The sequence below is a fragment of the Chelativorans petroleitrophicus genome, assembly GCF_025398195.1.
Lineage (GTDB): Bacteria > Pseudomonadota > Alphaproteobacteria > Rhizobiales > Rhizobiaceae > Chelativorans > Chelativorans petroleitrophicus.
Map to the genome: position 1 here is coordinate 71,669 of NZ_JAODNV010000019.1, position 24,982 is coordinate 96,650.

Annotated in this window: 20 protein-coding genes and 3 pseudogenes; 8 read left to right on the top strand and 15 right to left on the bottom strand. The window is 60.2% G+C overall.

The features are described from left to right. Positions 1-25 precede the first annotated feature (25 nt). The 4 genes from NYR54_RS16295 to NYR54_RS16310 all read right to left on the bottom strand — a co-directional run bounded on the left by NYR54_RS16295 (position 26) and on the right by NYR54_RS16310 (position 2,769). Entirely contained in the window at positions 26-226 is a 201-nt protein-coding gene (locus NYR54_RS16295; RefSeq protein ID WP_261516769.1) for a DUF2905 domain-containing protein, read from the bottom strand. 98 nt (positions 227-324) lie between these two features. After that, the gene (locus NYR54_RS16300; protein ID WP_261516770.1) at positions 325-804 is read right to left on the bottom strand and encodes an Hsp20/alpha crystallin family protein; all 480 of its coding nucleotides are present in this window, start codon (positions 802-804) and stop codon (positions 325-327) included. 104 nt (positions 805-908) lie between these two features. Continuing rightward, on the bottom strand, positions 909-2,102 hold the full coding sequence (locus NYR54_RS16305; protein ID WP_261516771.1) for a zinc-dependent alcohol dehydrogenase: 1,194 nt from the start codon (positions 2,100-2,102) through the stop codon (positions 909-911). A 10-nt stretch (positions 2,103-2,112) separates the two neighbouring features. Continuing rightward, on the bottom strand, positions 2,113-2,769 hold the full coding sequence (locus NYR54_RS16310; RefSeq protein WP_261516772.1) for an SRPBCC family protein: 657 nt from the start codon (positions 2,767-2,769) through the stop codon (positions 2,113-2,115). A 242-nt stretch (positions 2,770-3,011) separates the two neighbouring features. Here NYR54_RS16310 and NYR54_RS16315 point away from each other — a divergent pair, with 242 nt between their 5' ends. Both NYR54_RS16315 and NYR54_RS16320 read left to right on the top strand, forming a co-directional pair. Further along, positions 3,012-3,833, top strand: coding sequence for a GGDEF domain-containing protein (locus NYR54_RS16315; RefSeq protein ID WP_261516773.1), 822 nt, complete (start codon positions 3,012-3,014; stop codon positions 3,831-3,833). A 615-nt stretch (positions 3,834-4,448) separates the two neighbouring features. Continuing rightward, on the top strand, positions 4,449-5,171 hold the full coding sequence (locus NYR54_RS16320) for a helix-turn-helix domain-containing protein (protein WP_261516774.1): 723 nt from the start codon (positions 4,449-4,451) through the stop codon (positions 5,169-5,171). Positions 5,172-5,297: 126 nt separating this feature from the next. Here NYR54_RS16320 and NYR54_RS16325 read toward each other — a convergent pair whose 3' ends face one another. Together NYR54_RS16325 and uxuA are read right to left on the bottom strand one after the other, a co-directional pair. Beyond that, positions 5,298-6,782 carry a mannitol dehydrogenase family protein gene (locus NYR54_RS16325; RefSeq protein WP_261516775.1) on the bottom strand — a complete coding sequence of 495 codons (1,485 nt, stop codon included), beginning with the start codon at positions 6,780-6,782 and terminating at the stop codon, positions 5,298-5,300. Then, positions 6,779-7,996, bottom strand: coding sequence for a mannonate dehydratase (gene uxuA / locus NYR54_RS16330; protein WP_261516776.1), 1,218 nt, complete (start codon positions 7,994-7,996; stop codon positions 6,779-6,781). The genes NYR54_RS16325 and uxuA overlap by 4 nt, the downstream gene beginning before the upstream one ends. A 281-nt stretch (positions 7,997-8,277) precedes the next feature. On the opposite strand from uxuA, the gene NYR54_RS16335 reads away from it, so the two are divergent. Continuing rightward, positions 8,278-9,072 carry a molybdopterin-synthase adenylyltransferase MoeB gene (locus NYR54_RS16335; protein WP_261516777.1) on the top strand — a complete coding sequence of 265 codons (795 nt, stop codon included), beginning with the start codon at positions 8,278-8,280 and terminating at the stop codon, positions 9,070-9,072. Positions 9,073-9,106: 34 nt separating this feature from the next. On the opposite strand, the gene NYR54_RS16340 is transcribed toward NYR54_RS16335, so the two are convergent. Further along, positions 9,107-10,936 carry a glycosyltransferase family 2 protein gene (locus NYR54_RS16340; protein ID WP_261516779.1) on the bottom strand — a complete coding sequence of 610 codons (1,830 nt, stop codon included), beginning with the start codon at positions 10,934-10,936 and terminating at the stop codon, positions 9,107-9,109. 502 nt (positions 10,937-11,438) lie between these two features. On the opposite strand from NYR54_RS16340, the gene NYR54_RS16345 reads away from it, so the two are divergent. Together NYR54_RS16345 and NYR54_RS16350 are read left to right on the top strand one after the other, a co-directional pair. Beyond that, the gene (locus NYR54_RS16345) at positions 11,439-12,272 is read left to right on the top strand and encodes a transporter substrate-binding domain-containing protein (RefSeq protein WP_261516781.1); all 834 of its coding nucleotides are present in this window, start codon (positions 11,439-11,441) and stop codon (positions 12,270-12,272) included. 1,117 nt (positions 12,273-13,389) lie between these two features. Further along, positions 13,390-14,272 (top strand): annotated as a pseudogene (locus tag NYR54_RS16350) (IS3 family transposase); the annotation flags it as partial. A gap of 280 nt (positions 14,273-14,552) precedes the next feature. Here NYR54_RS16350 and NYR54_RS16355 read toward each other — a convergent pair. Genes NYR54_RS16355 through NYR54_RS16375 form a run of 5 tightly spaced genes read right to left on the bottom strand, consistent with a single transcriptional unit; the run spans position 14,553 to position 19,906 of the window. Further along, on the bottom strand, positions 14,553-15,935 hold the full coding sequence (locus NYR54_RS16355) for a M20/M25/M40 family metallo-hydrolase (RefSeq protein WP_261516782.1): 1,383 nt from the start codon (positions 15,933-15,935) through the stop codon (positions 14,553-14,555). Between the two features lie 41 nt (positions 15,936-15,976). After that, the gene (locus NYR54_RS16360) at positions 15,977-16,753 is read right to left on the bottom strand and encodes an amino acid ABC transporter ATP-binding protein (protein ID WP_261516783.1); all 777 of its coding nucleotides are present in this window, start codon (positions 16,751-16,753) and stop codon (positions 15,977-15,979) included. Continuing rightward, positions 16,753-17,676, bottom strand: coding sequence for an amino acid ABC transporter permease (locus NYR54_RS16365; protein WP_261516784.1), 924 nt, complete (start codon positions 17,674-17,676; stop codon positions 16,753-16,755). The genes NYR54_RS16360 and NYR54_RS16365 overlap by 1 nt, the downstream gene beginning before the upstream one ends. 1 nt (position 17,677) lies before the next feature. Further along, positions 17,678-18,580 (bottom strand): ABC transporter substrate-binding protein, encoded by a 903-nt coding sequence (locus NYR54_RS16370; RefSeq protein WP_261516785.1) that lies wholly within the window; start codon positions 18,578-18,580, stop codon positions 17,678-17,680. A gap of 57 nt (positions 18,581-18,637) precedes the next feature. Continuing rightward, complete coding sequence (locus NYR54_RS16375; RefSeq protein ID WP_261516786.1) at positions 18,638-19,906, bottom strand: trans-sulfuration enzyme family protein; 1,269 nt, start codon at positions 19,904-19,906, stop codon at positions 18,638-18,640. Positions 19,907-20,010: 104 nt separating this feature from the next. Here NYR54_RS16375 and NYR54_RS16380 point away from each other — a divergent pair, with 104 nt between their 5' ends. Next, complete coding sequence (locus NYR54_RS16380; protein ID WP_261516787.1) at positions 20,011-20,886, top strand: LysR substrate-binding domain-containing protein; 876 nt, start codon at positions 20,011-20,013, stop codon at positions 20,884-20,886. 7 nt (positions 20,887-20,893) lie between these two features. On the opposite strand, the gene NYR54_RS16385 is transcribed toward NYR54_RS16380, so the two are convergent. Next, complete coding sequence (locus tag NYR54_RS16385) at positions 20,894-21,754, bottom strand: transposase (RefSeq protein WP_261516788.1); 861 nt, start codon at positions 21,752-21,754, stop codon at positions 20,894-20,896. Between the two features lie 131 nt (positions 21,755-21,885). Next, entirely contained in the window at positions 21,886-22,872 is a 987-nt protein-coding gene (locus tag NYR54_RS16390; protein ID WP_261516789.1) for an MBL fold metallo-hydrolase, read from the bottom strand. A gap of 293 nt (positions 22,873-23,165) precedes the next feature. Here NYR54_RS16390 and NYR54_RS16395 point away from each other — a divergent pair, with 293 nt between their 5' ends. Continuing rightward, on the top strand, positions 23,166-23,636 hold the full coding sequence (locus tag NYR54_RS16395; protein WP_261516799.1) for a hypothetical protein: 471 nt from the start codon (positions 23,166-23,168) through the stop codon (positions 23,634-23,636). A 179-nt stretch (positions 23,637-23,815) separates the two neighbouring features. On the opposite strand, the pseudogene NYR54_RS16400 reads toward NYR54_RS16395, so the two are convergent. Then, a pseudogene (locus tag NYR54_RS16400) lies at positions 23,816-24,414 on the bottom strand (SDR family oxidoreductase); the annotation flags it as partial. A 121-nt stretch (positions 24,415-24,535) separates the two neighbouring features. Here NYR54_RS16400 and NYR54_RS16405 point away from each other — a divergent pair. Beyond that, positions 24,536-24,982: pseudogene (locus NYR54_RS16405) on the top strand (transposase); the annotation flags it as partial.

Sequence of the window (24,982 nt, forward strand, 5' to 3'; positions counted from 1 at the left end):
GCCGCTGGCCGTGGGCAGCAGACTCTCAGCGGTTGATCAGCCAGAGAATGAAAGTCAGCGCCAAGCTGATGAGGATCGATGTGGTGATCGGGATATAGACGCGAAAATTCTCGCCGCCGAAGGCAAGATCGCCGGGGAGGCGACCTAGCCCCAGCTTCTGGATGAACGGCCACAAAAGCCCCACCGCGATCAGAATGATGCCGAAAGTGATGAGCAACCGGCTCATATCCATCTACCCGCGTCCATCTCCTGCGTTGCGGCCGATGAGATAGGCGCGGGCTGCCACGGAGACAATGGCATCCTGGCGGGAGCTGGCGTTTCGGGTCAGCCCTTTTTCACCTCGATGCGCCGCATGCGCGATTTCGCCTCTTCGGTCTTGGGCAGCCGGATGGTCAGCACTCCTTTCTTGAAGGTCGCCTCCGCCTTGTCGGTGTTGATGCCTGGAGGCAGCGGTACCGCGCGGTGGAAGCTTCCGTAGGTGCGCTCCGAAAGATAATAGTCCTTCTTCTTTTCCTCCCTCTCGGCCTTCTTTTCACCGCGCACGGTGAGCATCTCGTCGCTGATGTTCACCTCGATGTCCTTCTCGTCCATGCCCGGAAGCTCGATGGACACCTCGACCTCGTCGTCCGTCTCGGAGACATCGGTGCTGGGCTCCGTGCCCGTAAACAGGTTGGGCATGCGGGGGCTGCGCCGCCAGAAATTGGTGAAGATGTCGTCGATCTCCTGCTGCAGGCTCATCAGTGGATTGCGTCCGCTTTCCTCCTCGCGCCGGTTCCAAGGCAGGTTTCTGCGTAAGTTCCACATGACATACCTCCTTTCATTTCACGTGGTTGCGCGCCTTCGCCAGCCATCCGCGCAGCCGCGCCATTCGACTTCCTGCCAACGCCGCAGGCGGCAAGCCTGACCGGTCAGCCATTGCGTGCCTCCATGCCCGGCTTGAGCACGACTTTGGTGGTCTCGTTCTGCTCGAAAGCGAATTTACGGTAGGCATCAGGGCCCTTCTCAAGTGGCATGCGGTGGCTGATGAGGAAGGTGGTGTTGATCCGATTGTCGCGGATCATTTCGAGCAATCCAGACAGGTATTTCTGCACGTGCGTCTGCCCGGTGCGCATCGTCAGGCCCTTCTGCATGAAGGCGCCGACCGGGAATTTGTCGACAAAGCCGCCATAGACACCCGGCACGGACACGCGCCCACCTTTGCGGCAGGCATAGAGCGCCTCGCGCAATACATGCGAGCGGTCCGTCTCGAGCCTGAGCGACTGCTTGGCGTAATCGTAAAGATTGTCCGGCGCGAAGCCGTGACTTTCGAGACCGACTGCGTCGATCACCGCGTCGGGACCGATCCCGCCCGTCATCTCCATCAGCGCCTCGTAGACGCGGGTGTTGCGGTAGTTGACGGTCTTGGCGCCGAGCTTCCGGGCGAGCTCCAGCCGGTGGGGGTAGTGATCGATGGCGATCACCTGCGCCGCGCCCATGATGAGCGCGCTCTGGATCGCAAAGAGTCCGACAGGTCCGCAGCCCCATACGGCCACCGTGTCGCCTTCCTCGATCTCGCAATTTTCCGCCGCCATCCAGCCCGTGGGCAGAATGTCCGACAGGAAGAGCACCCTGTCGTCCTCCATCCCGTCATCGATGACGATCGGGCCGACGTCGGAAAAAGGCACGCGCACATATTCGGCCTGCCCACCGGCATAGCCGCCGGTCAGATGCGAGTAGCCGAAGAAGCCGCACATATGGTGGCCATAGAGCATCTGCGAGATGTCGGCCTTGTAAGCCGGGTTGGAATTGTCGCAGGCGGCGAATTGCTGGCGTCTGCAAAAGAAGCAGTTTCCGCAGGCGATCACGAAGGGGACGACGACGCGATCGCCCCTCTTGAGCCTGGTGTTGCCTCTGCCGACATCCACCACCTCGCCCATGAATTCGTGGCCCAGGATGTCGCCGGGCCGCATGGTGGGGATTACACCGTCATAGAGGTGCAGGTCCGAACCGCAAATGGCGGTAGACGTCACCTTGATGATGGCATCGCGAGGATTTACGATCTGCGGATCCGGGACCGTTTCGACCCGGACGTCGTGCTTTCCGTGCCAGGTAAGCGCACGCATAGCGCACCCCTCAGCCGTGCGACGCGGCGGGGCGAGATGCGGCGGTGGCGATCTCGCCGGTCTCCATGAGCTGTTTGAACCGGCGCAATTCGCGCCGGGTCTGAACGCCCGGCCCCCGCTGGAACAGCTTTGCCGTCATGCGGCCCACCGCTCCGCCGGACGGATCGTAGGCGATCACCGCCTCAATTTCGGTGCCGCGTCCGCCGGGCGCATCGCGGAATGAGACCCGGCCGCTGTTGCGGACCTGCGCGTTCTCGTCCGATTCCCATGCGATAAGCTCGTTGGGGCGGTCTTCCACAATCTTCGTCTCGAATTCGACCGTACTGCCCGCCGGTCCCTCGACCACCCAGCGCGAGCGTGTCTGGTCGAGCGGGGTGACGGAGCGGACGTTCTCCATGAAATTGGGAAAAATGGCGAAATCGCGCCAGCGCGCATAAACCTCCTCACGCGGGCGGTTGACCGTAATGGTGCGGCCGGCGAAGATACCTTCACGCCAGCGCCCTTTTCTGCGCCAGGTTCTTCGCGGCGCGTCTTCAGGCTCAATGATGCGGCGGTGGCCGCGCATCATGTTGCGCGCGGCGAAGAGAACGGCTGCACCGGCAACGACGCCCAGCACACCCGCTGCAAGTGCCCGGCCGTTCGACCGGCGGACGTGTCTGCGATACATGGAACGCTCCCTCGATGAGAGCTTCGTTTTGCCGGCCCCAACGCGGGCGCGGGAAAGATGTTCCCGGCCGAACGCCGTTTCAGCATGCCTTGATAAATGCCGGCTTCATGCTTCCGGCGGATACGCTGCATGCCTAGGAGGGCAGCGGTTTGCTTCACCACGGGCCGGGGTGCGGCCTCGATCGTTAAAATGCGGCGGAGCTTGTAAAATGTTCCTTCGCCGCGGCCGGATATACCGCAGCCATGAAAGGGCGGATTCGGACCATTGTTTCCAGGGTTTCGGCGGTAACGGCGCTGGCCATCGCGGCCACTTACGCCGCCTCCTTCATAACGCGCCTGTTCACCGGCGCACCTCACACTTCCGTGGATCTATTTGAGTGTTTCGTAATCCCGTTGATGGTGGGCGTTCCGATCCTAACCTGGTTGTTCGACCAGATGGAGCGGCTGAAGGAGGCAAACCGCAATCTCGTCTTCATGAACGAGAAAATGCGGGAGGCCTGCCGCCAGCTCGAGCTCGCACATGAAATCGTGACCCACACTGCCGGTCACGATCGCATGACCGGCCTGCTTAATCGCGAACGCTTCACGGAGTATCTGGAGCAGGCGCTGCGCGATGGCACCCGTGCCGTCCTGCTGCTTATCGACGCCGATCATTTCAAGCAGATCAACGACCGATTCGGCCATCTTAAAGGCGATGATGCCCTCGTGCAGATCGCGCGTGCGATTCGCTCCTCAGTGCGCCGGCAGGATGCGGTCGGCCGCATCGGAGGCGAGGAATTTGCCGTGCTGCTGGAAGATGTCAGCCTCACCCAGGCAGCCGAAATGGCGGAGCGGATCCGGCAAAGTGTCCAGGATATCGCCTGGCATTATGCCGAACCCGGAGTGCACCGGCTGAGCGTAAGCATCGGCGGCGCCATGTTGGGCAACGGGCTGGATACGGCGGCCGCCGTTTTCGATCAGGCGGACCGCTGCCTGTATGCGGCCAAGCGTGCCGGCCGCAATCGCGTCCATTTCAAGGTTCCGATCAGGGAGGCCGAACCGGACATGCTGCTCAAGGCAGGCTGACGGCGGTCAGGCTTCGGGGGGATCATGATCGGATTGCGCGCTCGTTGATATAAAAAGCACCCGCCGGGGGAGGATGCCGGCGGGTGCTTTTGAAGTCGGTCAGCACTAGGAGGAGGAAAGCTGACCGCATCTCGACGAGGCGGGAGGAGGAGACCCCGTCGAGGACTTGCGCCGTAGATAGGGGACCCTGCGCGCGGTTTAAAGAGCCAACTTGCAAAAGAGCTATGCAAATGTGTCGCACCTGCTTTCCCTTACAGGGAAAGCGTAACCTCTCGGCAGTGCAACCTTCGTAAAGGACAGGCGCCTTCATGGTTGGTGGTTGAAGACGTAGTCTGATTGCTCCGAGTACGGGAGGGGGAGGGGGTGCAGTTGCCGCTGAAATGACGGAATGTACTGGGTAATAATTCGGGGTGGCGGCCACCGATGCTAACAGGTACGGGCGGGAGTGCGCATCGACGGTTCATGGGGGCCGGTCGATCGACAAACGTGGAAATATTGAATGTGATTCCCGCGAGCGCGGGCCCGCGGAAGGCGACGTTCGGAGGCGGGGTAGTTCACTCGATTCGCCCGCCGGGATCACAAAACTTCCTTTCCGAGAATCACTTTGCGGCGATAATGCTTGCGCCCTCGCCAAAAATTTCCGCGGCCTTTGCAAGCGATAAGCTCGAGACCTTCGATGCACCGCTGGGCATGCTGGTCATCAACCCCGCCAATGTGGAAAGCCGGACCATCTGGTCATCTACACGAGAGAATCTGGTGGTGGGGATCCGCCGCGAGAGCATGCTTTCCCTGGCCGAGCAGGAATTTGACATGGGCGCGGCCGAGCTTCGAACCGTGCCATTCGGCACCGTCGATCCGACTGCGCTGTCACTTGCGCAGATGCTCCGTGACGAAGTGGCTCGGAGCGACCGTGCCAACGAGCTTCTGATTGATTCGGTAATCACCATTTTCGGTCTTCATCTGCTGCGCAAATATGCCGACTCACGCGTGCGGCCCACCCGGGTGAAGGGCGGGCTTTCCGAGTACAGCGCGCGCAGGGTCCGTGATTTTCTGGAGAATAACTTCGCCCGGAAGCTTTCCGTGGCGGACCTCGCCGAGGTCTGCGATCTTTCGCCGGGGCATTTCCTTCAGGCTTTCACAAAGACCTTCGGCGAGCCCCCGCACAAATATCTTCTCAACCGGCGGCTTGACGCGGCGGAAAAGCTGCTTTGGGAGACGAGCATGACCATCTCCGAGGTGGCCTATATGAGCGGCTTTTCAAGCCAGAGCCACCTCACCTCAACCATGCAGCGTTACAGACACGTCACGCCCGCGCAACTGCGCGCACCAGGCCGTTAAGGACCGTCAATCCGACATTGGTAAGCAGCTGGACCGCTTGCGTGCCATCGCGGATGCAATCCGCCCCGCCGACACAGGATAATGATCTCCGCCTGCACGACCACGAAGCTGCCTTTGGTCCGGAGTTTATCGCGATTGCCGCTCAGCCTCTTCCTTTACGGCGCCTGCCATGCCCTTGTGGAGCATCGTTGCGAGGATCTCCGTGACAAGGCTGGTCCAGCGCTCGTCACCCGTGAGCCTTTCGGGGAAAACACCTGGCAGTGCGAAGAGAGCGCGGGCAATGTCGCCGGCATCGTTCGCGCCAGCTAGCGCCCCGCGAATGACCTCCTCACGCGGGTCGCGCAAGGTGTAGGGAGCGCCATCGTCGGTGCGACCCAGGGCGTAACGCATCCAGGCGGCGACAGCGAAGGCGAAGGGGCGGATATCCTGCCCGTTCTCGAGCGCATGACTTGCCGCGCCCAAGATGCGCTGGGGAAGCTTCTCCGTGCCGTCCATAGCTATCTGATAGGTTTCGTGCGCAATGGCCGGGTTGGCAAAGCGCTTGGCAAGCGCGTTGGCATAGTCAGTAAAATCAATGCCGGGCAGAGGGCTGAGCGTGGCCGCGGCCGCCTGCATGTAGCGGCGCACGAGCCGGGCGAGGGCGGCATCGGCCATCACATCCCGCACGTATTTGTGCGCCGAGAGAAAGCCTGCATAGGCGAGCATCGAGTGCGTGCCATTGAGCATTCTGAGCTTCATGGCCTCGTAGGGGGCGACATCCTCCACGAAGATCGCCCCATCCGCCTCCCAGGCGGGGCGCCCGGCAGTGAAATGATCCTCGATCACCCACTGCGTAAACGGCTCGGTTTCTATCGCCGCAAGATCGGCAAAGCCCGTGAGCCGCTCCGCCTCGGCCAGCGTGGCCTCCGTGGCTGCAGGCGTGATGCGGTCTACCATCGTGGCGGGGAAGGCGACATTGTTCTCGATCCAGCCCGCCAAAGCAGGATCGACCCGCCGGGCGAAGTTGAGCACGCCCGCGCGTACGAGGCTGCCATTATCCGGCAGATTGTCGCAGCAAAGCACGGTGTAAGGCGCAAGGCCTCTCTCGCGTCGAAGCCTTAAGCCTTCGACCAGCATGCCGATCACGCCCGCAGGCGCGCGGGGGTTAGCAAGATCGGCGGCGATTGCCGGGTGACCCGTATCGACAGCGCCGCGCGCCCGGTCAATGCCATAGGCCTTTTCGGTTACCGTCATGCTGGCGATGCGCGTTTCCGGCGCGGCAAGTGCCGCAAGAGCCGCATCCGGCTCGCGCGCGGCGGCGATCACCCGGCGGATGCTGCCGACGACGCGGGCCGAGATCCCTTCCTCGCCGCGTATGATAAGCGTGTAGAGACCGTCCTGCGGATTGAGTGCATCGGCGATGTCCGTGCTGCGCAGGCTTATCCCGTCGATGCGCCAGTCGCCGCCCTTACGGGCAAGGGCCGAGTCGGTGTAGACCGCCTGATGCGCTCGATGGAAAGCGCCGACGCCGATATGCACGATGCCTGAGCCGTGGGCTGCTGGATCATAGCCCGGGCAGGCAACCGTTCGGGGAAGACCCGTAAGCTTGCTCAGAGCTAGACGTTCGCTCATTCCGCCAAACCGTATTCAGGATGGGAGAGCGCTGTAATGATGCCGCGCAGCTCCGCAAGCCCCCTCAGCCGCCCGACAGCCGGATAGCCAGGCTGCGCCTTGCGTTTGAGATCATCCAGAATGTCCTGCCCATGGTCCGGCCGCATGGGAATGGAATGGTCTTCCCTGCCGGCAGCCCTGCGCCGCTCCTCTTCCTTAAGGATCTCCGCAATCAGCGCCACCATGTCCGTATCGCCGCCGAGATGCTCCGCCTCGTAGAACGAGCCCGCAATGTTCGCCGTTTCGCGCTTGACATTTCGCAGATGCAGGAAATGCACGCGGCTTCCCAATCTGCGCATCATGCCAGGCAGATCATTGTCGGGTCGGGCCCCGAGCGAGCCGGAGCAAAGCGTGATGCCATTGGCAGGCGAATCAACCGCATTCATGATTGTCGCATAGTCGGCTTCGGTGGACATGATGCGGGGCAGCCCAAGGAGCTGGAACGGCGGGTCATCGGGGTGGCAGCACAGCCGGATGCCAACTTCCTCCGCGGTCGGCACCACCTCTTCAAGAAAAGCGATGAAATGATTACGCAGCTGCTCGGGCGAAGTGGCGCCATATTCTTCCAGATGCGCCCGCAGATCGTCCATGGTGAGATGTTCGGCCGCGCCCGGCAGACCGAAGGCGATGTTGCGAGCGAGCTCGTTCTTCCGCGTGGCATCCATTTCCGCGAGGCGGCGGTTCGCCTCCTCGACGATCTCCGGCGGGAAATCCTCGCTCGCACCCGGACGTTTCAGGATGCCGATGTCGAAGGCAGCGAAATCGACAAGATCAAAGCGCATGCAGGTGCCGCCATGCGGCAGCCGCCAGGCAAGATCGGTCCGTGTCCAGTCGAGCACCGGCATGAAATTGTAGCAGACCACTTTGATGCCTGCCGCAGCGAGATTCCTCAGGCTGGTGCGATAGTTGGCGATGTGCTCCCGCCAGTCGTTTTTCTGCTTCTTGATGTCCTCGGAAACCGGCAGGCTTTCGACCACCTCCCAGGCCAGGCCGGAGGGCTGGCCATTGGCTGCGGTTGCCACCTCGCGCTGCCGCTTCTCGATTTCCTCAGGCGTCCAGACGGCTCCGCTCGGCACATGATGAAGCGCGGAGACCACGCCTTCCGCGCCTGCCTGCCGGATGTCATCGATTGAGACAAGGTCCTGAGGGCCGAACCAGCGCCATGTCTGCCTCATCGCTCTCCCTTCCGCATCTACGTCCGGCCGCTTTTGCCGCTTTCCGGCCGGCACCAACGATTTCAGGATCGTGTAGCAGGAGTGCCATCGCAAAGCTAGTATTCTAGTATTCCGGCCAAGGAAATGCGGCCCCGGCGGCGCATTCTGCCTCATCACGTCGAGCAGGCCAATGGGATGCCGCGCCCATATGATGGCTGAAGAACGCCCACCTTTTAGAACCCGCAGAGCAGGGTGTAAGCAGCCCCGCTGACAAGCGGCCTGACGCACAGTAAGGTCCCGACATGAATGAGACCATCCTGTCCGATGAAGAGCTGGAGCGCTATGCGCGCCACATCGTACTGCCGGAGATTGGCGGCGCGGGCCAGCAGAAGCTGAAGCGCGCGCGGGTGCTGGTGCTGGGGGCTGGCGGGCTCGGCGCGCCGGTGCTGCACTATCTTGCCGCTGCCGGTGTCGGCACGCTCGGCATCGTCGATGACGATGTGGTGAGCCTGTCCAATCTCCAGCGACAGGTGATCCATGCCACGGATGCGGTAGGAATGATGAAAGCCGAGAGCGCCCGGGAGGCAATCCGCCGGCTCAACCCGCATGTGACGGTCGAGATGCATATTCTGCGCCTCGATGCCGGAAACGCCGGGCCGCTTATCGCGCGATACGATATCGTCGTCGATGGCTCGGACAATTTCGCAACGCGATACGTATTGGCCGATGCCTGCGCGGAACAGAAAGTTCCGCTCGTGACGGCGGCGGTGGGCCGCTTCGACGGATCACTGACGGTGCTGAAGCCGTATGAGCTTGGGCCGACGGGCGCGCCGCTCCCGTCCTATCGCGACCTGTTCCCCGAGGCTCCTCCGTCGGGAGTCGTTCCAACTTGTGCGGAGGCGGGCATTGTCGGCGCGCTGACCGGTGTCATGGGCAGCCTGCAGGCGATGGAGGTCATCAAGCTGATTACCGGCGTGGGCGAGCCACTGGTCGGACGGCTACTGCTTTATGACGCGCTTTCGGCCCGCTTCGAGATCATGCGCTACGGCACCCGGACGCCCGCCGGGCAGGCCGCGCCTTCCGGCGCGAACAGCTGATGCACGCACGGATCTCCGGGCGCGGAAGGCGCGTCTACGCCATCCGGGAGAGCGGAGACGGGCGCGCGGACGGCTGTGTGCGTAGCTGCGTATCAGCAACCGTCTTTTTAATCGGCCTGCTCGGCCGGTGCGGCGTCTTTTCCCAAGCATGCGGGCAGCGGTAAAGCTGCCAGAGCGCGCGCCAGGCCGCTGCCGACAACAGCATCCAGTAGGCCGGCGTCCAAAGCACGAGCTTCCAGAGACCCCGCCGCTCTGTCGCGGGCAATGTGCACCAGCCCAGCGCCAGAAAAGCTCCGTGGCCGAACACAATGTTGACCATATCGAGCAGGAGGAGTGCCAGATTGGGCGGAGTGGGGAGATACCCCAAAAGAAGCCGTGCGATGACCCAGAGGATCGTCAGGCCGAAAACCGAATAGGCAAGCGCCGAGATCAGCATTCCGGCGGTCAAAACCTGGGTCACCACAAATGAGGCGAGCCCGAGATCGCGATAAAGCTGCCGCGCGTTGCGCATGTGGACGAGCCAGGTTTGAGCCCAACCCTTGAACCACCGTGTGCGCTGCGGCAGCCATATCCGGGCCGAGGTCGGCGCATCCTCATAGGTCGGATAGTCGATGGTGCCGGTGCGGTAGCCGAGCCGCGCAAGCCTGAGGCCCAGATCGGCGTCCTCGGTCACGTTGCACGGATCCCAGCCTCCGACTTCCTCCAGCACCGCGCGGCGGAAATGGTTGGACGTGCCGCCGAGCGGCAAGACAAGGTGGCGGCGGGCGAGCCAAGGCAGTATGCCTTTAAACAGAGCTGAATACTCGAAGCCGAACATCGCCGAGATCCAGCTCTCGTGCCTATTTGAGATGACAAGCGGCGCCTGCAGGCAGGCCAGCTTCTCGTCACCTTCGCGGAACCGCTCCCACGCTTCCACGAGCTGAAAGGGATGGGGTCTGTCCTCCGCGTCATAGAGCACGAGGAATTCTCCGGTCGACATGGGCAGCGCGTAGGATAATGCCTTGGGCTTGGTGCGCGGGCCGCCCGGCGGCACCTCGATGACGTCGATATAGGAGCGCAGCTCCTGTGACCGGATCGCGGTGAGCGTTTCCTTGTCATCGCTCTCGCAGACCAGCTTGATTTCCAGCTTGCTGCGTGGCCAGACGAGCCTCCCCAAGGCGACGAGCAGGTCCGGCACGACCTCGGCCTCCTTGTAGAGGGCCACGAGAACCGTATAGACCGGCATCTCTTCAGTGCGCACGGCCTTGGTGAGCGCCGGCCGAGGTGTCTCACGCACACTATGGCCGACGACCATACGAAGCGTGACGCAACCCAGAAACAGTATCGAAAGGGCACCATGCAGCGCCAGCAGCGAGGTCATTGGCGCCATGAGCAGGCCTGTGATCAGAAGAACGGTGAAGGCGCCAAGCGCCACTCCCTGCCAGGCATTGAGGACGAAACGGGCCGAAAGGTGCGGCATTGCCTCGAACAGCCCATTTACGGCGGTGCGCAGCAGGGGTTCCCGAGCCCGCAGCTGGACCGCCCTGCGCAGTTCCGACGGCGGCACCATCCGGATATGCTTCGCCACACGGTCGTGACGCTGCAGAAAGCGTCGCATCGCCGGGATGTCCAGCCGGTCCGGCGCGATCAAAAGCACGGTTTGCGCCCCATCCGCGGCGACGGCTTTCAGCACGCCCCCCGGGCGGCGCAAAGCCTCCATACAATGGCGCTCCGGCATGAAAAGACTTTCAGGCCGGACCTTGGCCATGAATTCGATGCCCAGGTGTTCAGCAAGCGTGCGAAAGAGCTCCCGCTCTTCCACGAGCCCTGATGCCATCAGCTCGACCTGAAACGGCACGCCGGCCAGCTTGGCTCGCAACTCCACGGCATGTACATCCCGCTCGGCCACTCCGAGTTGCGTAAGAATAGGCTGCCAATCGGTAACGTTGGACGGAGCGTAACCGTGGCTGTCCATTGCTTGAGGCGCATTGCGAGAGTGATCGCGCGCAGCGTTCGACACACCCGCACCGCCCATTGTAAACGGGTTGGGAGACATGATCTTCATACGGTGCTGAAACGGCGGAGAATAGACCGCCTTAGGAAGTGGTCGGAACGAACAGGAATGTTCCGCTATAAGTGGTATGGATATACCCGCTGATTTCGAAGTTACTTGTGCACCGGAACAATCGCCGGTGGCTAGTGGCTCCCCTTGGCATTCGCCAGCCCCCCAAATCAATTACCGGCGGGTCCCATCCTCACAGACCCCACGGCCCATCTTGATAGACTATCTCGAAGACGTCAATGCCTGGTTGCAAACGAAATCGATTGCAATCGTTTCCTGCTTCGTGCAGCGGCGTTATAGGATTGATTCAGGGGAGATCAGAGCGATGCGTCCATTGGCCGCGATCCTGGCAAGCTTCATTCTGGCCGCGGTAGCGAGTGGCGCCAGCCGGGCGCAGACCGTGCCCGATTACTGGGACGAAAGGCAGGGGGTCGCAAAGGCCGAACTTGAGATTGCACGCCTGCGGTTTCTTACGACGACGGATTTCTTTCCTTTCAGCTTTCTCGATGCGCAAGGCCGGCTGAGCGGGTTTCACCTGGATCTGGCGCGCGCCATCTGCATCGAGCTTGATCTTCTCGACCGCTGCCAAATTCAGGCGCTTCCCTTCGATGAACTCGAGGCCGCTCTTGACGAGGGGGAGGGGGAAGCTCTGATTGCCGGCCTTTCAATCACGAGGCGAACGCGGGTGACACTTTTGTTTTCGCGTCCCTATCTTCGCTTTCCAGCGCGCTTCGTGGCCCGAAGGTCGGCGGGTTTCGCCGAACCCATTTATGAACAACTTGCCGGCCGGCGGATCGGCGTCATGGCGGATACGGCCCATGAAGCCATGCTGCGCGACTTCTTCCCGCAAATGCGCCCGGTGACCTATTCCGACCGCGAGCGGCTGCTTGAGGATGTGGCCGACGGTACGATCGACGCGGTTTTCGGCGACGGCATGCAGCTTTCGTTCTGGCTGGCGGGGGAAGAAGGCCGGCACTGCTGTGCCTTTACGGGCGGGCCTTATTTCGCGCCGGAATATCTGGGCCAAGGGCTAGCTGTCGCTGTGCGGCATGACTTGCCCGATCTCGTCACCGCCATTGACTATGCGCTGCAGGAGATCGAGGCAAAGGGAATCTTTGCGGAACTCTATCTGCGCTATTTCCCCGTCGGATTTCACTGACCGAAGGGATATTCCCGCTAGGTGAGCAGAAACCGCCCGCAGTTAGCGTAGTTAGCCTAAGAGGCTGATTCTAAGAGGTCAAATGGTGGACCTAAATCAGGTAATATCGAACCGGTTTGACGAGCTATGTGAGGAGCTGAAGCGATGGGGAGACGTTCTCGAAGCGCTTTCGGCTGGGGGTGCCAGTAACGAGCCTCACCGAGCCGAGCCCCAAACCTAGCGCGAAGATTCTTTCACAGCGGCGCACGGCGTGTTCGCGCCGCGGCATCCAGCTCAAGCTGCTCGTTCCCTCTCCTGAAACGCGACTCGGGCGTTTCCCGCCGATGATGTGAGCCGGTGAGCCACTTCGAGAAGGGCGCTAGCTAAGCCTGCGAGAACGATCTCAGGTTTCGGTCCACGAAGTACCACGCAACAGCACTAACGGGCCACCGCTTGCCGGATCGCTGATCCGACTGTGTTGCTCCGCCCCTCTGCCTGGAAATGCGATGGCCAGAAGTCTTAGCCCCAGCGTGGTTGCCGAGCCCCGATGGTTTCACGCATTACAAGGGCGTCGGGCTAGACATAGGTAACGCCGCCTCGGGGTCTCCGTCATCGGTTAGACCCACGCTGCGCTATTTCGGATAGCAGCCACCAAATACGCCGTGTAGTCCTAGTGCTGACGATCTGGACACCTTGGCACTGTACGGCTGACGCGAATGTCCATTGGGCTCTTGAGTTCGTCCTACGACGCATAGATCGCGATCACTCCCCACCTCTTCAGTCGAGCCAGTTCCGGCCCCCTGAGGCAACGCTCATAACGCCAAATGTTCTCCAAGAGCGGTTGTTCGCCGGAGATTTCTGCCCGGATTCCTACGAATCCTAATCTTGGATGTCTCGAAGGTCGGGAGCGACGGATTCAATCTTCTGGTTGTAGGATTCGCGATGCCATTTCGACGTACCGCACCGATGAATCCTATCGGATGGGGCAAAGGATTGATATTTTATCTCAATTAATAGAATTCACCCTTGATCTTGCCCTTTCCCTCAAAGCCTGCGTCGCGTGCCAGGAGAGCCTGGTCTGCCCCCTGAAAAGTGGTCCTCCCTGAAGTAGGCTATTGAGCCGTAGGAGGACGTTGGAATGCCCCAGAAGAAGCATAGACCTGAAGAGATCGTGGTGAAGCTGCGCCAGGTCGACGTGTTGTTGTCGCAAGGCCGATCCGTCGGAGAAGCGGTTCGCTCGATCGGCGTGACGCAGTTTACGTATTACCGGTGGTGCAAGGAGTTCGGTGGACTGAAGGGTGACCAGTTAGAGCGCCTGAAAGAGCTTGAGAAAGAGAATGACCGGCTGCGCAAGGCGGTGTCGGACCTGACACTCGAGAAGCTGATCTTGAAAGAGGCTGCCTCGGGACCCGAAGGGCAGCGAATGCAAAACTTCTGAGCCCCGCTCGCCGCCGCCGTTGCGTTGACCATGTCGTGGCGAAGTTCTCCGTGTCGGAGCGCTTTGCCTGCAAGGTACTGGGCCAACACCGCTCGACGCAGCGCAAGAAGCCGCACGACCGAGCCGATGAGGATGCGTTGACGGCCGATATTATCCGGCTTGCTTCCCGATATGGGCGCGCTACGGCTACCGCAGGATCGCGGCGATGCTGCGGTCCGAGGGCTGGACGGTGAACGCCAAGCGTGTCGAACGGATCTGGCGGCGGGAGGGGCTCAAGGTTCCCCACAAGCAACCGAAGAGGGGTCGCCTCTGGCTGAAGGACGGATTGTGCGTCCGGCTGCGGCCCGACCACCCTAACCATGTCTGGTCCTATGACTTCGTCGAGGGTCGGACCTACGATGGCAGGAGATTCTGCATGCTCAACATCATCGACGAGTTCACCAGGGAATGCCTTGCAATCCGCATCAATCGCAAGCTCAACTCGACCGACGTCATCGACGCCCTGTCGGACCTGTTCATCCTGTGTGGTGTGCCCGGCCATGTCCGTTCCGACAACGGCCCGGAGTTCATCGCCAAGGCTGTACCGAGGCCGTCATCTGGCCTGCGCCAGCAAGCGGAGCAGCACCGTCATCTGCCCAGGCAATAGCCCCAAAGCCGATCATGCACTATGATTGAAACCGGACCACCCTATGGGGTCAAGCCACGGGGTGGGCGGCAGGAGTCCAGAGGGGTAGCGCCCCTTGGGCCAGGCCGCGCCACGCGACCACACAGCGTTCATTCACACTTGAGGGGCGACCTGGGCGGCTTCCAGGCGCTTGACAGCCATCACGAAGTCCAAGCGCGCTTGCGGTTTCGCTTTGCGCCTATAACTTTCCGACTTCGTCGATGATGCGCACCCAACTTCGAATCCCTTTACGCAGTCGATTTGCATCATATCGTTCATTCGGTGCGTGGATGGCATCATCGGCTAGAATAAATCCGGTGACGATGCAGTCGACGACAGCAAGTTCTCTCATCAAGAGTTCTACTATCGGTATGGTCCCGCCCGACCCCTTAAGCAGGGTAGGTTCCCCCCATTCGGCCTCAAGGGCGCGGGCGGCTGCAGCAATGTAAGGACTGTTTTCATTGACCAATACCGCCGATGTTCCGCCTTGTCCTTCAAATTCTGCACGGGCCCCCTGAGGGAGATTGGCCTCCACAAAGCGGCGGAAAATCGAGCGGACCTGCTCAGGGCTCTGCCCATCCACCAGGCGAAACGACAGGCGCGCCGTGGCCGATCCCGGCAGGACCGATCGCTCGCCAGGCCCGGTATTTCCGCCAACAATGCCGTTTAAGTCGATGCTCGGCCGTGCCCATATGAGTTCAAAAGGCCCGCACGCGTCCCACTCTGGTCCGCCCTCTGTCGAAACCCCCGCCAGGGCTTCCGCGGGATCAAGTGATTGCCATTGCTCGCGCAACGCCGCGGGCAGGGGACGGACCCCTTCATAGAAGCCTTCTATTGCTACCTGCCCCCGCTCATCGTGGATCGAGGCAAGAATCCCGGCCAGCACGCGCACCGGGTTCATCGCCACATTGCCGAAATGACCGGAATGAAGATCGCCATTCGGGGCGTGAATGGTCACTTTCTCGTGGAAAAGGCCCTTAAGACGCGTCGTAATGGCCGGACGTGTGGATGTCCACATATCACTATCGCAAATGAAAGCCACGTCACAGGACAGAAGATCGCGATAGCGCTCGACGATCTGCGCCAGGCTCGGCGAGCCAATCTCTTCCTCCCCCTCGAGCACGACAACGGCTTCGAGTGGGAGATCGCCCGCAACAAACTTCCAAGCGCGAAAGGCTTCAATGACTGACCAGAGCTGGCTTTTGCTATCGGAAGCGCCACGCGCGTAAATGCGGGTTAGGCCTTCCTCCTCCCTAATCATGGGTTGAAAGGGCGGAGAGTGCCAAGCTTCGATTGGTTCAGCCGGCTGTACATCGTAATGCCCATAGAAAAGTGCCCTCAGAGCACCGCCAGGGGATGGTGTTCGTGCAAGGACAAGGGGGTGGCCCTCGGTCTCCGCGACTTCGGCGTTGAAGCCTAGATCATCCAACTGTGTCTGGAGCCATTTTGCGCATGCGATAATGCCCGCCTTGCAGTCTGGCTGACTGGAAACGGAAGGGAACGTCAGGAGATGCTTCAACCCGGCAATTGACGTGGGCATGTTAGCATCGACCTTCGCAAGTATCGCTTCCAGTCTGCTCATGACAGGTCTTGGTGAAATCGGTTCCATGATGCTCCGGGCCGCTAGAGGACCTTCGAAAGGAACGCCTGTGTTCGGGCTTCCTGGGGATTGGTAAGGACGTCGTAAGGGCTGCCGCTTTCAACGATCATCCCGTTGTCCATGAAGACCAGTTGATCGGCAACTTCGCGTGCGAAGCCGATTTCGTGGGTGACAAGCATCATTGTCATTCCGGTACGTGCCAGATCTTTGATGACGTCAAGGACTTCTCCCACCAATTCGGGATCAAGGGCCGAAGTTGGTTCATCGAACAACATGACCTCCGGATCCATGGCTAAGGCACGAGCAATGGCCACGCGCTGCTGCTGGCCGCCGGAAAGCTGGTTGGGGTAGCGCTTCTCCAGGCCGCTCATGCCCACACGCTCAAGCAGAGCCATTCCCCGCTCTATTGCCTCCGCTTTGATTTGACGCTTGACTTGCACCGGACCCTCGATGGTGTTCTCGAGTGCTGTCATGTGCGGGAACAGATTGAAACGCTGAAAGACCATTCCGGTGCGCCGCCGTTGCTGGGCAATCTGCCTGGGCGAAAGTTCATAGAGCTTTCCGTTTATTTCCCGGTATCCCTGTAGTTCTCCGTTCAAATAGATCCGTCCGGCGGAGATTGTCTCCAGCTGATTGATGCAGCGCAGGAGCGTTGATTTCCCGGAACCCGATGGTCCGATGGCTACACACACCTCACCCCTGGCGATTTTTAGATTCACGCCACGCAGAGCGTGGAAATCGCCATAGAACTTGTGAACGTCCCGCACTTCGACGGCCGGATTTACCGCTGCCCCGTCCATCAGTGCTGCCCTCCTTTTCCAAGGACAGGGCCCTGCCCGCGCCCGTAGTAACGCTCAAGGTAATACTGTCCAACCATGAGCGCTGACGTAATCACCAGATACCACGTGGCCGCCACCAGCAGGAGCGGGACCGGCAAGTAGGTGCGGTTGGCAATCGCGTTGGTGGCAAAGGTAAGGTCGAGAGTGAACGGCACCGCCAGCACCAGCGACGTCATCTTCAGCATTCCGATGGTCTCATTGCCTGTCGGCGGGATGATGATGCGCATCGCTTGCGGAATGAGGATGCGCGTCCAGATCTTTGGCCGGGACATGCCGATGGCTTGCGCTGCCTCGATCTGACCTGGATCGATAGCGCGAAAGCCGGCTCTGAAAATTTCCGTCAGGTACGCGCTCTCATTGAAGCTCAAGCCAATGATGGCGGCAACGGCCGGTGTTACGATCCAGCGGCTTTCTATGCTGACAAGTTCTGGTCCGAACGGAATCGAAACGGAGATGCTGGGAAAAAGGACCGCAAAAAGGCCCCAGAAGGCCAGCTGGGTGTAGACCGGCGTCCCGCGGAAGAACCACACCCAACACCAAGCCGCTCCCCGAAGGATCGGATTGATGCTTTCGCGCATGACAACCAGGGTTAGGGCCAAGGGTATTGCGATACCCATGGCCACTACTGTGAGCAGGAGAGTCCAGCCTACGCCACGCAGAACCGTGGGTGAAAAGATGTACTCTGCATAGACTTCCCAATGGAAATTGGGGTTTGTCGCTACCGCCTTGCCAGCCTGCAGCGCGAGGATCAGGATGACAATAACGGCGATGACGCGCCCCGGATAGCGCCTAGGCACCACATGGTTGCGCGGAATTGCATGCGCCGTAGCCTCAGACGCTGACAGGCGGCTTCCCATTTTCAGCCCTGCACTGTGCTCCGCCACATCAATGCTCCTCCACGGGATTGATGAGGGCTTCCTCGACGGCAACGGCACCCATGCCCCAGGCATCCAGTATGGCCTTGTAGGTGCCTTCCCCGATCAACTCGTTCAGCGTGTCAGCAATGAGCTGTGTCAGCTCCATGTCGTCCTTGGCAATTGCGATACCATTGAGGCCCCTGACATCCAGGAGTTCACCCACCGGGCGCATGGTTTCGAGAGCGCCATTTGAGACGAATGCGGCGTAGAGCGCGGTAGCACTGCCTGTAACAGTTGCATCGGCACCGCCCGTAGCGACGCGCGTAACGGCTTCGGTCTGCGTCTTGAACGGCAGGAATGTCATTTCCGGCTTGCCGCGCGAAATGCATTCCTGATTTATCAAGTGCAGCCGCTCCTCGTGACGGCTTCCGCTCTGCACCGCGATCTGGCGGCCGCAAATATCACTGGGGTCAAATCCAGTTGGATTGCCAGCCTTGACAATCCATTCGTTACCAGTTGCGGCATAGGAAACGAAATTGACGACCTGTTTTCGCTCTTCGGTTATGGAGAACGCCGATAAGCCGATGTCATAATTGGTTCCCAGCGATGGCAGGATGGTCGTGAACTGGGCGGTACGAGATTCGTACTTTAGGCCAAGCTTTGCCGCGATGGCATTGCCGATATCTATGTCGATCCCCTCCGGGGTCTGGCCATCTTCACCAGCAAGATATTCCCACGGTGCGTAGTCATTGTCCGATCCGCCCACCAGCACTCCCGCGGCTCGCATGGCGGATGGAACGCGTGCTGCCAAAGCCTCGCTCACCTCTACCGTGGAGGTGTCATACCCTTGCGCGGATGCCACTCCTGCATGGACCAGGGCGGTCATAAAGGCAGCTTTGGAAACCGCAGTCATCCAGCTGATCGTTTGCATGATTTCTCTCCCTGTTGCTTCGCCTTCCCCTCGGCGACTTCCAAACATCCGGAGCAGTCACGAAAGCTCCGATCTAGACTTGAGTGGCATTTCCTCTGCCAAGGTTTGCTTGTTCCGTTCCACCATCCTGCCTGTGCCATCGCGCGCGTTCGGTTCTCCTGCAGTCGCTTCCAAGGAAGAAAAGAAGAGCTCAAGATCCTCCCGGATGTCGTCGGGATGTTCGAGCCCGATGCTCAGACGCAGCAGATAATCCGGCCCGATCCACGGTTTCACCGTTCGCAAATCTCTCAGGGAAGTCGGTGCAATCAGGCTCTTGGTGCCGCCCCAGGACGCTCCGATACTAATCAGCTTCAGTGCATCGAGCGCCTTGATGATCCCAGCATTCACGGAGTTGACCAACGAGAAGGTCAGTACGCCGCATGACCCGGCAAAATCGCGCTTCCATATCTCATGGCCGGGACTGCCCGGAAGGGCTGGAAAGTACACCTTCTCAACAAGTGGATGCCGCTCCAGCCAGTCGGCGATAGCGCGGGCAGTCATGGCCGCCCGCTTAAGCCGGACCGCCAATGTCTCAATGCCACGCAGAACAAGCACGCAGTCATCCGGAGAAACCCCGATGCCGATACGGCCGAATGCGGCTTTCAGCCTTTGACCCAAGCCTGGGTCGCGTAGGGTCACGGATCCCATCAGAACATCCGAATGGCCGCAGAAATGCTTACTTAGCGCCTCAACGACGATGTCCGCTCCGAGATCGAGCGGCCTACAGTTCAAGGGGGAGGCCCAGGTGTTGTCGCATCCGACGAGCGCGCCCTTCGCATGCGCCATCTCCACAATGGCCGGAAGATCCTGAACCTCCATGGTGACCGAGCCGGGGGATTCCACCCAGACCAATCGGGTTTGATCATCGAGAAGCGATGCAAGTGCCTTGAGATCGCATGGATCATAGAACACGGCCCTGATGCCGAGCGCCCGGAGCTCGTTCTGCGCAAAATCCCGGACCGGCCCGTAAACCGTATCGGGGATCAAAACTGTTTCGCCGGCATGCAGGAGAGCCAGAAGGGTGTTCGTGATCGCAGCTTGGCCGGAAGGTGCCAGTATAGTTCGAGCGCCTCCCTCCAACTCGGTGATCTTATATTCCAAATACCGGTGCGTCGGCGTTCCGTAGAGCCCATAGGTGTATCCGTCCGTGTCGCGTTCAAAGCGGGCTGCGAAGGACGACGCGTCTGGATAGCGTATCGTGGAGGCACGATAGACCGGCACTGTAAGACTATCGTAGCCCTCAAGGCTGACAGGGGGGATGGTAAGGCACTTGGTCTCGTTCCGCATCACGCTCCTCTTCGCCAGACCAAGCAAAATTTGACATGCCGGATCCTATTCTGTCCAATATGAAGATCGCTGCGTTCTATTCCATTCGATTATAGAGGCGCTTCATGGACATCCGTCAGATTGAAGCCTACCAAGCTGTCATGACCTATGGGACGACGTCGCGCGCGGCGGAGGCATTGGGCATTTCGCAGCCGGCTGTCAGCAAAGCGGTTGCGACCTTGGAGCGCTCGATAGGATTCAGGCTTTTCGATAGGGAAAAGGGTCGCCTCACGCCAACGGCGGAGGGACATCTGTTCTTTCGAGAGGTGCAGCTTTCGCTGGCTGGCCTCGCAAAACTGAGAAGCGCGGCTGCGCGAATTCGGGACTACGGCTCAGGCGACATCCGTCTTGCCTGCCTTTCAGCCTTCAGCACGAACCTAATACCTCACGCCATCGCGAACTTTCGCAAGAAACATCCACATGTCGCTATCTCTCTCCATGTTGCGGGATCGTCCGCCATTCGCGACATGGTGGCCGCGCATCAGATCGATATTGCCGTTACCGCCGATGAAATCGATGTGAGCGGTGTCGAGGCAGAACCTTTTGCGGAAATCGCGGCGTCAGTGGCTATACCACCGGGGCACCCGCTTGCGGCAGTGGACGTGATTGTCCCCCATCATCTTCATCGTGTACCCTTCGTTGCGCTGTCCCCGGAGGACACGACCCGGCGTGAAGCCGAAGCTATCTTTCTCGATCATGGGGTAAGACCTGAGATCGTGGTCGAAACGGCATATTCATCGACGATATGCGCGCTTGTACTGGCCGGTGTCGGATGTGGTATCGTTGATCCAATCACGGCGACAGGCTTTGTCGAGAGAGGACTCACCCTCCGGCCCATGAAGCCTTCGGTAAGTTTCCGCACATTGATGCTGTTCCCAATGCGAAAGAAATCCAAAATTGTGATAGACCTCGCGGCCGCTCTGAAGCAGGCAAAGATTTGAATTTGACTTACTCTTGTTTAATGTGGACGGATTTGACCAAGGTGAAACCGGCTGCGAGTGCGACGATGGATGCGAAGTTCCCGCTTCGTCTTCTCGCATCGTAGGACGAGACGCTGAAGCGCTTGAGCTTTCCGACCGCCCGCTCGATACGCGCACGCCCTTTGTAGATGGCCTTTGCGAAGAAGCCCGGCTTGCCCTTTTCGTTGGCCTTTCGCGGAATAACGGGGATGATGCCCCGTGACCGCGCCGCTTGTCGGTTGGCCTTGCTGGCGTAACCCTTATCGGCAACGGCCGCCCTCGGATCGACATCGGGGCCGAGCCCGGGCAGGATCGGGAAATGCGGTGCATCGCCCTTCTCACCGCCGGTTAGGTCGAAGGCGATCAGGTGGCCGTCGAAATCGGTCTTCAGGTGGATCTTGGTGGAGAAGCCGCCGCGTGAGCGGCCGAGCGCCTGACCCTTCTGCCCCCGTTTGCCTCTGCTGCCGAGACATGGGCGCGCACGATGGTCGAGCTGAATATCTGGACCAGATGCGCCGAGGATGACAGCGAAGCCAGATGGTCGAAGAAGGTCTCGAACACGCCTGCCTTGCTCAACCGGCCGAAGCGTCTCCATACGCTGTTCCATTTGCCGAACCGCTCCGGCAGCGCCCGCCAGGTGATGTTGTGAACCGAGAAATAGTGCATCGCTTCCAGAAACAGCCGGTCGTCGCGACCCTTGTCGCCACGGCACGGCAGTGAGGCCCGGAACACCTCCAGCGCCACCATCCAATCCTTCTCTGTCATCTTCGTGGACATCGCCGACCTCCAAATCAGTCGGCTCTCCATGAATCAGACAAATCCCCTCAGAGGAATTCTCGCCTCTCTTCATGCGGCAATCCGTCCACACAGCCTAGAAGGCATTTGCAATGGTACATCATCGCCGCTGTAGCTCGCGCTTTCGGGTCAGAATGCTATTTGGTGCGGCTCAATTGCACCGAACCCGGCGCACAACACAGCTGTTCAGAACTGCCAAGCTTGACCCTGCTCTGGCACAATGAAACGGACCTCCGGTGAGTTCGCTGCTTGCAACTCACGCAGTATGGTTTCCTGGGGTGTTTCACCCTTCTTCAGCGAGTATTTGATGTGGCTGATCACGACCGGCAGGTCCGTCAATGATCCCGGCCCGGCCATGGCTTCGAGTTCCTGCAGTGATGCAATCAGGTAGTTTGGGGTCAGGTGCCCGAACAAGAACCCGTCAGGCTGCGTATTGGTGTAGGACACCTCGATGATGATTGCGCGCAGCTGCTTCTGCTTCACGCGCTCCGCAACCGCTGCCCACACATCCCGCATCCGCGTCGTCTTCTCTACTGTGTCCGGACCTGTGTCGCCAAAGCACAGTAGGGCATTGTCGCCGCTCTCGATCAGGAAGGCCGTGGATTCCACACCTGAATGAGACAGCGGAAATGCCGTGACCTGCATCGCGGTCCCGTCGATCATGGTCTTCTCGCCGGCCGGCAGGTCTCGAAGCTCGTATTTCTTCAGGTGCGGCTCCTTCCCCGCCGTGCCGAAGTTCGGCCAGGCCTCCCAATTGAAATAGTTGCGCTGGATACGCTCGTTGACAGAGGCCAGCGCATAGATCGGCTTGTTGCTGTCGTCGGGTGAAGCGATAACCAATCCGGCCAGGTGATCCATATGGGCGTGTGTAATCAGGTAGCCCTTGATCTGTTCGGTCAGCACATAGCCGATGCGCGTGTAGGGAGAATCCTCCGGAACCCTTACGCCGTCAAACACGCCCTTGGCGTCAGCGACGCGCAAACCGTTCACCAAGGAGCCTGCGTCACAGGTTACGGCGCGCGGGTCACCCGCCGGCGCGACCATGAAGGCACTCAGGTTGCCATCCTCGATGCCGCCCCTGGCGCCGAGAGTGACGGACGTCGAACCCACCATCTGCATGCGCAGCAAACGAAAACAGTGAGGCAATCGCAAGCGAGACAGCGGCTGAGCCAAGAACGGCCTTCATGAAGGGTAGCTCCCCTGCCTTGTGTTTTAGGATTGATAAAGCCATAGGATGATGGCGGTCAAGGCGCGCCGCGTTCTCGGACTTGACCAGCGGTTCTTACCGAACGCTCGGAGACGTTCATCAATGCCTTCAGGAGACGCGGCAGAATTTGCCAAGCAATAGCTAAGCGCCGGCGATCATCTGCCTAGCCTGCTCCATTCCGCGAGCGATCGTTGCTCGTCCCTCTCGGTTGCCGGAGATATCGGTAGAGTTTTCGAAGCCACTCCCCGGGTTGGTCACGATGAACAACTGTGCGTGCACGTTCGTTGGGTTGTTGCCGAGAAATGTCAGCATCACGCGCGCATTTCCGAATCGATCGCTGAAGCAGCTGCGAGCTCTGGGCGGTTACTACGGCATTCGCTTCCAGCGCCCGCAATCGTCCGACTGGTTTTCCATCATCGATGCCATCCGCGCCCGCGGCATCAAGCTCAATTACTCCATGCCCGATCTCGACGAGCTTGCCCGCACAGGTAGCTATTTCCGCAGGGCAGGTTGGTGCAGGGGGCGGGCTGAACTACCGCGCGATTGGTCCTGGCCCGATCGTGCCGCGATTGAGGCCGAGATCGAGCGACTGATAGAGCTTCTCGACAAACTCGACGGCGACCCAGATTTCGAGATCGAGACGGCAGTTCACCGCGAAGCAATGATCAATAGCAGACTGTCCGCTTTCGGCCCCCAACCTGCCCGCACGACTTCCCTCCGAGAGCGGTAATTGAGGGTTCGTTCTCGCCCGATCGGGGTGTGAAGCAGACGCTCGGCTTTGCCCTGGACGTTGATGAAAGCGACAAATTGGGACGCGGAATTCCCGCCGATGCGCTCCCACAGGATCAGGTACGCTGCGAATCCTCTTGCCGCGTGGTCATTGAACCACGCGGCTGAGATAGGTAACCATTATGTTAGCCGAACGGACATTCCGCCGTCTGTAATCAATGGGCTGCCCGTCATGAAGCTCGAACGATCGGAAAGTAGGAAGACTGCCGCTTGCGCAATCTCTTCGCTTTCGCCATTCGCTTCATCGGATACAGGTTGGAGATATATGCCAGCACATCCGGATTACCCTCGCCGGCCGCCGGGGTAATCGTGCCACCCGGCAACAACGCGTTGATGCGGATACCCTCGTGAGCATGGTCGGAGGCCAGCGACTGAACTAGCCCAATCAATCCGGCCTTGGAGGCGGCATAGGCTCCCATTCCGGGCATGCCACCATTGCCGAAGCCGACGAAGGAGGACGTGAAGACGATTGAACCGCCTCCCTTCTTCCTCATCACGGGGATCTGGGCTTTCGCAGCCAGGAACGCGGCCGGCAGGTTTACTGAGATGACATCATTCCAGTTACCGACGCTCATGTCGGGGACCGTCTGCATTGTGCCGACGATGCCGGCGTTGTTGAACGCACCATCAAGCGCGCCAAACTCCTTCGTGGCGAGCTCTACCAGGGCTTCGGCGTAATCCTCGTCCTTGACGTCACCCGCGGCGAAAACGGCACGGCCCCACATTTGCACCTTCAGCAATGTGTAACCTGTACAATGTCACCACGACGCATGCGGCCATGCGCCAGTTCTCGCTTCGGCTCAGCGATCTTCGCGATGAGGTTGGCTTCAATGAGCCTTCGCCGTTCCCATCTTCGGCTACAAGAACCATGCCTCGATCGACCGGCGACACAGCTTCATTCGCGGCTGGACGGTCACGCATGCCGCCGCCCATGACGGTGCGCAGCTCCGCAACGTGGTCAGGCGACCCAACACAGGCTCAACCGTATGGGCCGACACGGCCTATCGCTCCAGGAAGAATGAGGCCTGGCTCGACAGGAACGGCTTTGTCAGCGATACCCATCAGAAGAAGCCGAAGGGGCGCCCGATGAGCGAAGCGACCGCCAGAGCCAATGGCCGGCGATCAAAGATCCGAGCTCATGTAGAGCACGTCTTCGCTTACCAGTAAGCCAGGATGGGCCTGTTCGTAAAGACCATCGGCATCGCAAGAGCGACGATGAAGATCGGCATGGCCAATCTCCCCTACAACATCACCCGATACGTCTGGCACGAAAAAAGAGCGGCGGCC